The following is a 12,324-nucleotide window of genomic DNA, read 5'->3' on the forward strand; positions in this document are numbered from 1 at the left end:
ATGAATAATTTCTGACAACATGATGGCTATCCGCGTAACGCTTGTTCCAAATCTTCAATAATATCCTCGATATCTTCCAGCCCTACCGAATATCGGACAAGCCCGTCTGTAATGCCGCGTTGCAAGCGAACTTCCCTTGGCATGGCCGCATGAGACATCTTCGCTGGGTAGGATAAAATACTTTCCACGGCCCCTAAGCTCACCGCAACGAGCGGAATCTTCACTTTGCTCATCAATTGCTTCGCTTTCTCGCCAGAGCCAACGTCAAATGAGACGACTGCGCCATAGCCAGCGGATTGCTTCTCGTGAATTTCTCTGCCTGGGTGGTTCGGCAGTCCTGGATAGTACACCACATCAATGTCTGGCTGTTCAGACAGCCACTGAGCTAAGCGGCGCGCGCTCTTCTCTGACGCTTCCATCCGTGCTTGCAGCGTCTTCATGCCGCGAATGAGCAGCCATGAATCTTGAATGCCGAGCACATTGCCCATGCCGTTCTGAATTTGCTTCATACGACGTCCCAAGTTATCGTTCGCTACGACAGCTAGTCCAGCCAACACGTCGCTATGACCGCCTAAGAATTTCGTCGCACTGTGCAGCACGATATCAATACCGAGCTCAATCGGACGCTGATGATACGGCGTCATGAACGTGTTGTCCAGCATTGTGAGCAGGTCATGCTCTTTGGCAAAGGCAGCGATCGCCCCGATGTCCGTAATCCGAAGTGTCGGATTGGATGGCGTCTCGATGAAGACTGCTCGCGTATTGGAACGCAGCGCATTCCGCACTTGTGCGATATCGGTCATATCGACAAAGGTCGATTCCACGCCCATCCGATTCATGATGGTCGTGAGCAAACGATATGTGCCACCGTACACATCCTCGGTGCAAATCACGTGATCGCCCTGCGAGAGCAGCATCAACGCTGAGGAGATCGCCGCCATCCCCGAGGCGAACGCAAAGCCGCGTGTACCGCCTTCGAGTAAAGCGATATAATCCTCTAACGCCTGACGGGTTGGGTTGCCCGAGCGAGTGTAATCATATTCTTGACCGGCTTCCACATCAGCTTGATGAAAGGTCGAAGCTTGATATAGGGGTACACTCGATGCCCCTGTTGCGCGGTCGATTTCTGCGCCAAAATGAATTAATTTGGTAGCAAATTTGCCATGCGATTTGTTATCGGAAGAGTGGCTCATGCTTGTGAAGCTCCTTCCAACTCAGCTTGCGAAGCTGAGAGCGCATTCGCCAAATCCGCAATCAAATCATCGACATGCTCGATCCCGACGGAGAAGCGCAGCAGACGATCATCAACGCCTACTTTCTGTCTAATTTCAAGCGGAATGTCCGCATGCGTCTGAACCGCTGGATAGGTCATCAAGGATTCAACCCCGCCTAAGCTTTCAGCAAAAGCGATCAGCTTGATATGGCGAAGAATCGGCTCAACCAGTCTTGCGTCCGTTACTTTAAACGAGAAAATCCCTGTATTCCCGCTGGATTGTTTATTTTGAACTTCATGGCCAGGATGTGAAGGAAGCGCTGGGTAATAGACGTCCGAAATGAGCGGATGTGCCAGCAAGAAGTTCGCAATCGCCGTTGCATTATGCTCATGGCGCTCCATGCGCAGAGCGAGAGTTTTCATCCCTCTCATGAGCAGCCAGCTGTCTTGCGGCCCAAGAACAGCACCGATGGAATTGTGAAGAATCGCCATTTGCTCGGATAATTCTTTGCCTTTCGTTACGATCAACCCTGCAAGCACATCGTTGTGTCCGCCCAAATACTTCGTAGCGCTATGAATGACGATATCCGCGCCTAGCTCGATCGGACGTTGCAAGTACGGAGTCAACAACGTGTTATCTACAATGGAAACGATGCCCTTCTTACGGGCCCACGTACACACAAGCTCGAGATCCGTAATCATCATCAACGGATTCGTCGGCGTTTCGATAACAAGACCTTTGGTATTGTTTTGGTAAGCGCCTTCCAGTGCATCTAGATCATTCGTATCGACATATGTCGCGGTAACGCCAAAACGGGCCATAATTCTTTCTAATAGACGGTACGTACCGCCATACAAATCCAAGGAAACAATCAAGTGATCGCCTTGGGAGAAATAAGCGAAAATCGTTTGCAAAGCCGCCATACCTGAGGAGCAAGCAAAGCCGGCATCGCCAGACTCAAGCTGCGCAATGGCATCTTCAAGTACTTTGCGGGTAGGACTCTTCGTGCGGGCATAATCGAAACCCGTGCTTTGTCCGAGCTTAGGATGACGAAACGCAGTTGATTGATAAACAGGAAAGCTAACAGCACCAGTTACAGGTTCTTCGATAGAGCCAATTTGAGCGAGACGACTTTCGATTTTCAACAAGGGAAATTCCTCCTCAGGTGGTTGGGTTCGATTTTTACAATTGTGAGCTGGCAAAACTTTCATTAATATGAGTGGTCAACTCAAATGGCGTTTCTTGATATACATAGTAGTTCAACCAGTTTGAGAACAGCAAATTCGCATGCGCTCTCCATGTATTGTAAGGCTGTCTGCTTGGATCATTATTTGGATAATAATTGTTCGGGATGTCAATTGGCAAGCCTTTGGCTACATCGCGGTCATACTCCCATTTCAACGAACAGGCGTCATATTCAGAATGACCCGTTACGAAAATATGCTTGCCATCTTTTGTCGCCACGATATACACACCAGAATCTTCAGACTCGGAGAGAATCTCTAACTCTGGACATCGCTCAATATCGGCACGGGTGATGTCGGTATGACGTGACTGCGGCACATTAAACACCTCATCGAAACCGCGCAGCAGCTTCGTGTTCGGAACCGTGACGGTGTGCGGGAATACGCCGAACATCTTTTTGTCCAAGCCATATTTCCGTACGCCAAAGTGATGGTACAAGCCCGCTTGCGCAGCCCAGCAAATGTGCAGGGTTGAGGTTACGTTTTGCTTGCTCCACTCCAGGATTTGCGTCAGCTCCTCCCAGTAATTCACATCCTCGAATTCCATTTGTTCCACAGGAGCACCCGTAATGATCATACCATCGAGCTTTTCATCTTTGATATCATCAAATGTTTTGTAGAACATATCCAAATGCTCGAGCGATGTATTCTTGGAGGTATGCGTCTTAGGATGAAGCAGCACGAATTCCACTTGCAGCGGCGTGTTCCCAATTAAGCGCAGCAGCTGGGTTTCTGTCGTTTCTTTCGTAGGCATTAGATTCAGCAAAGCTATGCGAAGTGGACGAATGTCTTGATGATACGCGACAGACTCATCCATGGTGAAAATGTTCTCTTGGTTTAAAATTTCTTTGGCAGGCAGGTTGTCAGGAATCTTGATTGGCATCCTGTTCACTCCTCTTCTGTAGTTTTATAAATGCAAAAATGACCTCACTCTGGAATCAGAGAAAGGCCATGGAAAATCAAAGTCAATGTCCTTCTCTTATCTCCCAGATTCGCTGTTCGCAGCGTTTCCGCAAGAATTAGCACCGTGCTCCCCTTTGTTTCCAAAGGCTTGTCGGTTGCCGGGTGTCATAGGGCTAGTCCCTCCACCTACTCTTGATAAGAAAATGTAACGTATGTGATTAGCACTATCATACTATAATTTTGACCAAAGTCAATATCCCATGTAGAAACCGTTGTCACCTATGCCATAAATTTTTAATCACCGACCTAGCTTCAATCCCATATGTTATTTAGACTAGAATTCCCCTTGTTTCACCAAACTTTTTGGCTTGAAACATTAGGTTATGAACGGGTATACTAGACAAGTATTCGACACGGACGGAAAAGGAGGGCATACGCTTGGACGGAGAACCGAGGAGTAGCACCTGCAAATTAAACAAACAATTTCAAACTGTAGGAATGCAGTCGGTTATTCCCTCATCCTGAGCTTTGCTCTTCTAGATGACCAACCGGCTGATTCCATTCTAAGGGGTGGGCAGATGAAAACACGGTTGGTTCAAAATGGTATTTTCACGCTAGTTGACGATGTGACCGCTGCGCTTACACCGCCTAGCCAAGGCTTCTACTGGATTGATGCGGGAATCGAGGATTTGGAATTACTTCAACCTCTCTTCCATTTGCATGATTTGGCTGTTGAAGACTGTCTAAGTGAGGAAGAACAGCGTCCTAAGATTGAATTTTATGACTCGCATTATTTTATCGTTATTAATAGCATTCGATTCGATGATGAAGAAATTTTCTTACGCGCACTTAATTTATTCCTAAGTAAACATGTCATAATTACTGTTACTCGCCAGAAAATCAACGAGCTTCGTGCGCTCAAGCCCTTCCTTTGGGAGGAAGAAGTCAATAGCGCCGACCGTTTCCTTTATCATTTGGTCGATCTTGTTGTCGATAACTATGTGGCTGTCGGTGACCGAATTGAAGCCAAGATCGAGAAGCTGGAAGAAGATATTCTGATGGCGACGAAAAAGACACATTTGAATGAGATTATTGGACTTCGTTCAGAGATCTTATGGTTGAAAAAAGTGCTCGTTCCGCAACGCGATGTGATCGGCACGCTCGGCAAAAAAGAACTGCGGCTGATTGATCATCAGCTTCAGAAATATTTCGGCGACATTTATGAGAATGCCGTCAAAATCGTAGATACATTTGATACGCTCCGCGATCTCATGGGGAACTTACGAGAGGCTTATCAGTCGAGCCTAGCGAACCGCGCGAATGATATCATGCGTGTGTTTACGGCATTGACGACGATCTTCATGCCGCTGACCTTCATCACGGGGGTATTCGGGATGAATTTCGATAACATTCTCGGCCTGCATGTAGCGCATGGCGACGAAATTGTGCTGGCCTTCATGGGTGTGCTCGGTATTGCCATGTATGTGCTTTTCCGCAAGAAAGAATGGTTGTGAGCCTTTCGATGGGTGATTTTTCTGCGCAGGAGACTGAGCAGGAAGTCACCCTTTTTTTGTGTTTGAGCTTCTGAGATTCCCGAAATGGGACGCTCATGGGCGCTTTTACATTACGTGAGCTTAATTTTGACAAATTTACGCTTGCCGACTTGAAGGATGTCTCCATCCTGCGGTGTGATTTGCACAGTAATATCCGTGATTTTCACTTCATTGAATCTTACGGCACCTTGCTCTATACTCCGTCTTGCTTCACCGTTCGAGGCCTGAAGTCCTAGCTGAACGAGCAGCTTAATAAGCCCAATGCGCTCCGCATCCAAGTCGTTGCGGCTCAGGCTTACTTCTTCAATTTCTTCTGGCAGCGCGCCCTTTTGGAAAACCGTAAGGAAATGCTGCACAGCTTCCTCGGCCACTTGCTCGCCATGGTACATGGCTACATACGTTTTGGCCAGGTTCAGCTTCGCATCTCGGGGATGAATCGTACACGCTGCCAAGCCTTGGCGCATCTCCTCGATTTGTTCAAATGACAGCACAGTCGTCAATTCAAAATATTTGAGGGTGAGCGTGTCTGGAATGGACATGGTTTTGCCAAACATCTCATTTGGGGACTCATTGATACCGATGTAATTGCGCAGGCTTTTGCTCATTTTCTGAGCGCCGTCCAGCCCCTCAAGAAGCGGCATCAAGATCGCAACTTGTCCCTCTTTTATCTCATAAGCGCCTTGGAGCGTGCGCCCCATCAAAATGTTAAACGTCTGATCGGTTCCGCCTAATTCGATATCGCTCTCTAACGAAACCGAGTCATAGCCCTGCATCAGCGGGTAGAAAAACTCGTGCACATGAATGGCCTGATTCGCCGCATAGCGCTTCGCAAAATCATCCCGTTCCAGCATTCGCGCTACGGTCATCTTGCCAGCCAGACGTAGGACGTCATCAAACTTTAGCTCCCCGAGCCAGGATGAATTGTAGTAAAAAGTTGTCTTCGTAATGTCCAGAACTTTGGACAATTGGGTTTGGTAGGTTTGTGCGTTGCGCTTCACATCCTCCTCTGAAAGCTGCTTGCGCGTCTCGGATTTCCCCGTCGGGTCGCCGATCCGGCCTGTGAAATCACCGATGATCAACTGGACCTCGTGGCCCAGATCTTGGAACTGGCGGAGCTTTTGCAGGACGACGGTATGCCCGATGTGGATGTCAGGCGCTGATGGATCCAAGCCTAATTTGACTTTTAACGGCTTCCCCGTCACAACAGACTTGATAATTTTCAACTTGAGCGCTTCTTCTGGTACAATGTCTGCTGCGCCTCGTTTGAGAATTTGGAGCTGATGCTCCACTTGGTGTTGCTGCTCTTCGGTTAACTTCTCCCATGAACTCATATGATCCCTCCGCTCGATTCTTAGTAGAAAACAAAAAAGACAACCTCCACGTCCACAAAGGGACGAGAAGGTTGTCTCGCGGTACCACCCTAATTAAAGAGTCGCTTGCACGCCATAGGCAGGCAGCTGCTCTTTCACTTAGAAATTTAACGGCAAATCATTGCCGGGTGTAGACTACTGATGCTTCAAGAAGCACGTTCCCCTCACCAACTCAGAACTGTAATTCGGAAATGAAGCATGCATCGGTTTGCACCGTCCACCGACTCTCTGTTGCAGCGGCTACTTTCCTACTTTGGGCTATCGCCCGTGTTCGTCATCGCGTTTAAATATTTGATTATTTTGAATATTTAAACATAATCTTAGGAGCTTTGTCAATGCATTTAGCTCGCTGCTTGCGACGTAAACTTTTCCTTCTCTCTACGGAAGCGAAGGCGAAGCAGGCGAAGCCATTCATACGCGCGATCCAGCTCCTTGCCTTTCAGCTCTTCGGTTCCCGTTAGGCTTTTGAGAACAGGCTTCAAGTAACGATCTCCTTCCGATTCATAGGAGTTCCATGCTTTGATCTGCTCTTCCTCTGGGATTGCAGTAAGCTCCGCTTCCACAAGCGGATCCATGTCATATCCTTCGCGATCCAGCTCCTCGACCCACAGGAGCAACTCTCTGCGCGGCATCGTGAGCTGGGCTTGAAGATCCGCCAAGCTGCCGCCGCCAGCAACGATTTCAAGCAGCTTTCGCTTGCTGACCTCACGGTCAAGCTCCATGCGCAGCTTTTGCTCCTTCTGGGCAAGCAGCCAGCCATCGAATTTCATTGGATCGACATAGCTTGCCACCCAATCCAATGGAAACCCGTTCGTTCGTATGCACTCACCGATCAACTTGAGAATATCGTCCGCATAGAGCGCGGTTTTCTGCTCGCCAAAGCCAGGGATTTGCAGCAATTCTTCCTTACTTTGCGGGAGAAAAACGGAGATCATGCGCAGCACGCGGTTCGTCGCGAGGATGTAAGGCGCCTTCTTCTCACGGACCGCTTGCTCGCGGCGCCATGTGCGAAGGGATTCGTACATCTCTTCGTTCGGATTTTCTTCGCAGTAATACGTCAGCATTTGTGTCATTTTGGCTTTGCCTGTAAGACCATGAGCAGGTTCCAAATCCGTATGGACTAAGGGGCTGAAGCCGCTGCGAACCTTCTCCCGCAAGCCAAGACGGAACGCATACAGCATCTCGTCCCAGGAGATCCCTTGGTACCAAATATCTTGCTGTTGCTGGCCCTGCTCATCAGGCGCGGCCCAATGTACGCTCCAAATTCCCTGCTCTTCAGCAATGGAAACTTGCGCAGACTGAGAAGTCCCCCGATCCCCTACATGTCTCTCTAACGTGTTCAGAAATACAATGTTCATCTTTTCATTCCTCCAGACGATTATCGAAATTAGTTTCAGAAAAACGAAAAAGCACCCCTTCTGCCACTTGGACAGAAAAGGTGCTTCCTTTTTCTAATATCCAAATCATACCATGTTTGTCAGATAGGCGCAATACCGTTTTGCCCACGGACCTTTATCGGTTATAATGTTGTCATACGAGAAAGAGGATGGAGGGCCCTTATGTCTGATTTTGACTTTTTATATGACCATCAAGAAGAAACCACAACACGATTTGTCTGTTTCGTTGGGAAAGCTTTGCATCGTTTTGACCTTGCGATTATGACTACTACCCGGTATTACGGCAAGAAACTGGTTATAGAATTGCAATCGGGCCGCAGCGCTGTTATTGGACCAGACGATTTGGCGGAAGAAGGCTATTTGGAGTACGTGTTTAAACTGGATGAGGAACAAGCCCAAGAGCTGAATGAGTTCTTATCACAAATTATCGGATCTATCCATTTCACGGATATTTAAGCAGACCGCGGGGGACACTGGAAAAAGCATCACCTGTAAAGGAGGCTTATCCATGCGTCAGAAGAAGTCAGTCATGAATGACTATGTAGAGGGATTAGGCTTCCTCTCAGAAGATCGCCGTGCTGCCTACGCAGACCTGAAAACGGTGGAATCTCAGCGGAATGACCTGATTCCTGAAGAATTTCCCGAAGGTCCCTATGGCACGAGTATGTTGACAGAATCACTTGGCAAAAGCACACCTTGGAGAGAAGATCAGCGCTCGCCCAATCGCTTTTCCTACGAAAACCGCGAACTGCATGCGGGCATTACACGGGACTATCCAGGTGCCGATGATGCACAGCAAGAGACTCACGAAGATTTGTCTTGATTCAAAAGAAAATGACCCAAACACCAGTGAAGCTGGCGTCTGGGTCGTTTTTTATTAGTCGTGGCGCAAGGTGCTGCGCGTTCAATTACTTGCCAAGCAATGTTAAGTGTCTGCCAATATGATGACGAAGTCCTTCTGCAAACGCATCCTCTTGATCAGCCATCGTTTGGAAGAAATCATCTGCAAACATGGCGCTGCCGTCGGCATTTTTCGCTTGGAGAAGCAAGCCGTACGTAATGTGCAGCAGTTGACGGGCATTGTTTTCTTCCATGTAGTCAGGCAGTTGTGAATCTGTCACTTCAGCAAGCGGCACGATCGCGTTGATGTCGGTTGTGACGTGGTAATACGCCGTAGCTTCGACGAAATGATCCAGTGCAAATTGGTGCATACGACGGTAGAGCGATGGGTTTACCTTTGCAATTACACGCACCGCTTCAAGCCAGTTCGTTCCTGCTGTTTTGATATGGAAGAGGCCATTCGTATATTGCCCGATTAACGGGAACACGCTGAATTTATCACTGCCGGAGTGAATGCTTAGCTTATATTCAAAATGTACCGCAATCGCCGCATGGCTCGCTAATTCACGCTCAAATTGGGCGATGTCGCCGATATAATCGATCCCTTTTTGGAACTCACCGCAGAATCGCGGCGCCATGCTGAAAATCGTAACACCACGTTCACGAAGCTCATTTGCTACCAAATAGTGAGCTTCTGGCGACGTAGGCGTCGCTGTTTCATCAATCGAAATTTCAAAATCAACCGCACGATCAAGCGTCGCGATATAGCGGCGGAAGATCGCTTCCATGAAATTAATCGCCGCATCATAAATCAAGACATCTTTCTGCAGCGCTTCTGCCGTATAGGCAAGCGTAGCTCCTGGTACATTGGGCGCTGTTTGCAGATAGCGCTCCTCATAATAACTGCGCAGGCTAGCTGGCAATTCCGCATATTTCGCAGCAATTTCTGCCGTGGACAAAGATTCAATCGTGTTGTCGATATTCTCTGAGCAATCCAATGTCAACATCGTGAAGCCTAGACGGAGTGCATACTCAATGTCAGCTTCTTTCTTCAAATGGTCGCCGTCAGCGCCATAGCCATCCTTGTAGCCTTCTTGCAGAACCGCATAGGCTGCGGCATCCAGCACATCCTCATATGTGCGGCCAGTCAAGGCAAGCTCACGGATACTTTGCTGTGCAAGCACCGGGCGAATATCTTTACCGCGAAGCGTTTGGATATGACCTGGGCTGGCAATGCCAAGGCGATCCCCTAAGCCCATTGTTGCCACTTGTGTACCAAAGGCTTGCGGGGCTGTATACGGCAAGAAATGATTAATGACGAGACGATTCGCGTGCGAAAGCCGTGCTATTTTAACCCCTGCCACGATCTCGCCTTGTAATTGATCAAACAGCTCGCCAGTTCCCGATACGAGTAGACGTTTACCTTCGGTCGTACGGACCATTAGAAGCGTTGTGTCTCCCACTTGTGTAAGCGATGTCTCGTACACTTTCACCACATTTGAATTGAGCTCACGAATGTTCCCCGTACGTACAGCTTCTATTAATTCGATCATGTCGATTTCCTCCTATTTTTGCAAGCGTTTGCTATCTTTCCATAGCTACATTTTATCGCAAGTAAAGAGAATTTTCTCATCATCTATTCTTATTTTCCTTTAAAACTATTCATATTTTTCACTAAAATCATGTTATACTGCAATTACCTACTTTTCAGAAAAGGAGATGATGACATGTCACGCACCGTTACCTTCGGCGATGAGGATGAAGGGCCCTTTTACATCCAGCATATTCATCGTTCTGGCTCGTTCGAGCGAACACAGCATATGCATGAGATGTATGAGCTCTATTATTTGTACGAAGGAGAACGGATGTATTTCATCCGCGATCGTTCGTATCTCATCCTTCCTGGTGACTTGGTGCTTATCAATCGGCGTGAGCTTCATGCCACTTCGGATTCGGACAAGCTCGGTCACGCGCGTGTGGTTATGAATTTCGCAGACAGCTTCGTTGAAGCTGCGCTTGTTGAAGCGCCTTTCCTACTGAATGCGTTCCAGCATGGCTCACCTGTGCTTCGACTCGACTTGCCGACTAGGCGAATTGTCGAAGATATACTGGGTAAAATGACGCAGGAGGCCAGCGATTCCTTACTCGGTCAAAACTTCGCCATGCGCCACTATTTGATCGAGCTACTGCTCTTTACCGCCCGCTTCGTTCGGATGCACCCTGTCACATCGCCCGACCACGTCTCTCCGCTGCATCGCAAAATTTCTACGATCGTTCGCCATATTAATGCGCATTTTGCGGAAACAGTTCGCTTGGAAGAGCTAGCTGAGCAATTCGAAATCAGTCCAGCTTATTTGAGCCGGATGTTTAAGGAGATTACTGGCTTCTCGCTGGTGGAGTATGTGAATCTCGTTCGTGTTCAAGAAGCTCAGCGGTTGCTGGCAACGACGAGGCTGAAAGTGATCGTGATCGCAGAGCAAGTTGGGTTCGGCTCACTCGTGCAGTTCGGGCGCGTGTTCCGTCAAATGGCGAAGGTGACGCCGCTTCGATACCGCCAGTCGAGAGCCACATAACCAAAAAAGAGGACCGATGTTTGGTCCCCTCTTCGCATTACTTACTATTTTTCGCCAAAATCGCATTCGCCGCCGCGCTCGCCTTTAATGATTTTGTTTGCTTCAATATCATTGAACAAACAGCTTATCGTCGGTGTACCCTAGCGCTGTCCCTTCAGCGTTATACATTTTCTGAGCAACTGTACGCAAGTAGTAAGGGGAGAACACATCATCTCGGAACCCGCCAATCATTTTACCAGCAGCCTTCGCTTTGGTTGCCAATGCATCCATGTCATTCCATGTCCACGTTTTCTCTAAAAAGGACATCGCCCGCAACCGGGCAACGTCCTTCTCATTTGTGTTAACTGATCAATTTGATAAATCCTTTATAAGCAATTTCCTCGAATTTATTCAACACTTTCTCCCGATCCATCGCCCATTCGCTTTCTTCCAACGCACACGCCACTGGCGCATCCAAGCGAATCGTCGCTAGATCAAGTGATAAATGCAGCATCTCCAGCTCCGCCTCGATCTTGGCTCTCACTCCTTTGGGAAGCGCTGCTAAGTTCTCAAGGATGCCCGCAATGTTCTGGTACTCATTCAACAGTTTCACGGCCGTTTTCTCGCCTATGCCTTTGACACCTGGGTAGTTATCTGCCGTATCCCCCGTTAATCCCTTCAGATCAATGATCTGAGAAGGGGTCAAGCTTTTCTCCTCCATTAGTGTTTCGAGCGTATACACCATGTAGTTGGATTGCCCTTTTTTCATAATAATGACTTCCGTGTTCTCATTAACAAGCTGGAGCATATCATGATCCCCAGTCAGAATCTGCACTTTGGTTGCTGGGCTGTATGTACGAGCCAATGTCCCGATGCAATCATCTGCTTCATAGCCAACTACACCGACATTGGGAATGTTGAAGCTAGCTGTCACTTCTTTGACCAGGTCAAATTGTGGGATTAATTCCTCTGGTGCTGGTCCGCGATTCGCTTTGTACGCTTCGAATTTCTCGGTTCGGAACGTCTTGCTGCCCATATCCCAACAACACACCACGTGAGTCGGCTTGAAGGTCGCAATCGCATCGAGTAAATATTTGAGGAAACCGTATACGCCGTTTACTGGCACCCCTTTTTCACTTCGAATAATATAGCCGCTGGATGAAGTTGCATAATAACCGCGAAATAATAAAGCCATGCCGTCGACAAGCAGCACAGATTCAGATGAATGTTGTGACATATTAATCTCTCCCA

General features: G+C 48.2%; 12 protein-coding genes, 1 riboswitch and 1 other annotated feature. Of the genes, 4 read left to right on the forward strand and 8 right to left on the reverse strand.

The window, feature by feature from the left end:
* Positions 1-26: 26 nt before the first annotated feature.
* From MJB10_RS21020 to metA, 3 genes are read right to left on the reverse strand one after another with little or no spacing between them, the layout of a single operon-like run.
* The gene (locus MJB10_RS21020) at positions 27-1,193 is read right to left on the reverse strand and encodes an aminotransferase class V-fold PLP-dependent enzyme (protein ID WP_314798002.1); all 1,167 of its coding nucleotides are present in this window, start codon (positions 1,191-1,193) and stop codon (positions 27-29) included.
* A complete protein-coding gene (locus tag MJB10_RS21025; protein WP_314805798.1) occupies positions 1,190-2,359 on the reverse strand; it encodes an aminotransferase class I/II-fold pyridoxal phosphate-dependent enzyme in 1,170 nt (389 codons plus the stop codon). The genes MJB10_RS21020 and MJB10_RS21025 overlap by 4 nt, the downstream gene beginning before the upstream one ends.
* A 37-nt stretch (positions 2,360-2,396) precedes the next feature.
* Positions 2,397-3,341: a homoserine O-acetyltransferase MetA gene (gene metA / locus MJB10_RS21030; RefSeq protein ID WP_314798004.1), complete on the reverse strand. Its 945-nt coding sequence runs from the start codon at positions 3,339-3,341 to the stop codon at positions 2,397-2,399.
* Positions 3,342-3,434: 93 nt separating this feature from the next.
* A riboswitch (SAM riboswitch) is annotated at positions 3,435-3,563 on the reverse strand.
* 376 nt (positions 3,564-3,939) lie between these two features.
* On the opposite strand from metA, the gene corA reads away from it, so the two are divergent.
* Positions 3,940-4,875 carry a magnesium/cobalt transporter CorA gene (gene corA, locus MJB10_RS21035; RefSeq protein ID WP_314798006.1) on the forward strand — a complete coding sequence of 312 codons (936 nt, stop codon included), beginning with the start codon at positions 3,940-3,942 and terminating at the stop codon, positions 4,873-4,875.
* A 110-nt stretch (positions 4,876-4,985) separates the two neighbouring features.
* On the opposite strand, the gene tyrS is transcribed toward corA, so the two are convergent.
* On the reverse strand, positions 4,986-6,245 hold the full coding sequence (tyrS, locus tag MJB10_RS21040; RefSeq protein ID WP_314798008.1) for a tyrosine--tRNA ligase: 1,260 nt from the start codon (positions 6,243-6,245) through the stop codon (positions 4,986-4,988).
* Between the two features lie 55 nt (positions 6,246-6,300).
* Positions 6,301-6,559 (reverse strand) — a binding site (T-box leader).
* 66 nt (positions 6,560-6,625) lie between these two features.
* Positions 6,626-7,642 (reverse strand): HRDC domain-containing protein, encoded by a 1,017-nt coding sequence (locus tag MJB10_RS21045; RefSeq protein WP_314798010.1) that lies wholly within the window; start codon positions 7,640-7,642, stop codon positions 6,626-6,628.
* Between the two features lie 201 nt (positions 7,643-7,843).
* On the opposite strand from MJB10_RS21045, the gene MJB10_RS21050 reads away from it, so the two are divergent.
* On the forward strand, positions 7,844-8,137 hold the full coding sequence (locus tag MJB10_RS21050; RefSeq protein ID WP_314798012.1) for a DUF3055 domain-containing protein: 294 nt from the start codon (positions 7,844-7,846) through the stop codon (positions 8,135-8,137).
* A gap of 52 nt (positions 8,138-8,189) precedes the next feature.
* The gene (locus tag MJB10_RS21055; protein WP_397386549.1) at positions 8,190-8,504 is read left to right on the forward strand and encodes a hypothetical protein; all 315 of its coding nucleotides are present in this window, start codon (positions 8,190-8,192) and stop codon (positions 8,502-8,504) included.
* An 85-nt stretch (positions 8,505-8,589) separates the two neighbouring features.
* On the opposite strand, the gene MJB10_RS21060 is transcribed toward MJB10_RS21055, so the two are convergent.
* The gene (locus MJB10_RS21060; protein WP_314798015.1) at positions 8,590-10,074 is read right to left on the reverse strand and encodes a tagaturonate epimerase family protein; all 1,485 of its coding nucleotides are present in this window, start codon (positions 10,072-10,074) and stop codon (positions 8,590-8,592) included.
* A gap of 174 nt (positions 10,075-10,248) precedes the next feature.
* Here MJB10_RS21060 and MJB10_RS21065 point away from each other — a divergent pair, with 174 nt between their 5' ends.
* A complete protein-coding gene (locus tag MJB10_RS21065; RefSeq protein ID WP_314798018.1) occupies positions 10,249-11,094 on the forward strand; it encodes an AraC family transcriptional regulator in 846 nt (281 codons plus the stop codon).
* A 108-nt stretch (positions 11,095-11,202) separates the two neighbouring features.
* Here the strand turns inward: MJB10_RS21065 and MJB10_RS21070 are convergent, their stop codons facing one another.
* Positions 11,203-11,400, reverse strand: a complete 198-nt coding sequence (locus MJB10_RS21070; RefSeq protein ID WP_314798021.1) for a hypothetical protein — start codon at positions 11,398-11,400, stop codon at positions 11,203-11,205.
* A 34-nt stretch (positions 11,401-11,434) separates the two neighbouring features.
* Positions 11,435-12,310, reverse strand: coding sequence for a 5'-3' exonuclease (locus MJB10_RS21075; RefSeq protein WP_314798022.1), 876 nt, complete (start codon positions 12,308-12,310; stop codon positions 11,435-11,437).
* Between the last annotated feature and the right edge of the window lie 14 nt (positions 12,311-12,324).

It is taken from the genome of Paenibacillus sp. MBLB1832 (assembly GCF_032271945.1).
Classification (GTDB): Bacteria; Bacillota; Bacilli; order Paenibacillales; family NBRC-103111; genus Paenibacillus_E; species Paenibacillus_E roseopurpureus.

Bases quoted from the DNA above. Each gene is read 5' to 3' on its own strand.
- MJB10_RS21055 (WP_397386549.1), top strand. From the start codon at position 8,190: ATGCGTCAGAAGAAGTCAGTCATGAATGACTATGTAGAGGGATTAGGC.
- MJB10_RS21050 (WP_314798012.1), top strand. From the start codon at position 7,844: ATGTCTGATTTTGACTTTTTATATGACCATCAAGAAGAAACCACAACA.
- MJB10_RS21020 (WP_314798002.1), bottom strand. From the start codon at position 1,193: ATGAGCCACTCTTCCGATAACAAATCGCATGGCAAATTTGCTACCAAA.
- MJB10_RS21065 (WP_314798018.1), top strand. From the start codon at position 10,249: ATGTCACGCACCGTTACCTTCGGCGATGAGGATGAAGGGCCCTTTTAC.
- MJB10_RS21045 (WP_314798010.1), bottom strand. From the start codon at position 7,642: ATGAACATTGTATTTCTGAACACGTTAGAGAGACATGTAGGGGATCGG.
- metA (WP_314798004.1), bottom strand. From the start codon at position 3,341: ATGCCAATCAAGATTCCTGACAACCTGCCTGCCAAAGAAATTTTAAAC.
- tyrS (WP_314798008.1), bottom strand. From the start codon at position 6,245: ATGAGTTCATGGGAGAAGTTAACCGAAGAGCAGCAACACCAAGTGGAG.
- MJB10_RS21060 (WP_314798015.1), bottom strand. From the start codon at position 10,074: ATGATCGAATTAATAGAAGCTGTACGTACGGGGAACATTCGTGAGCTC.
- MJB10_RS21070 (WP_314798021.1), bottom strand. From the start codon at position 11,400: ATGTCCTTTTTAGAGAAAACGTGGACATGGAATGACATGGATGCATTG.
- corA (WP_314798006.1), top strand. From the start codon at position 3,940: ATGAAAACACGGTTGGTTCAAAATGGTATTTTCACGCTAGTTGACGAT.
- MJB10_RS21075 (WP_314798022.1), bottom strand. From the start codon at position 12,310: ATGTCACAACATTCATCTGAATCTGTGCTGCTTGTCGACGGCATGGCT.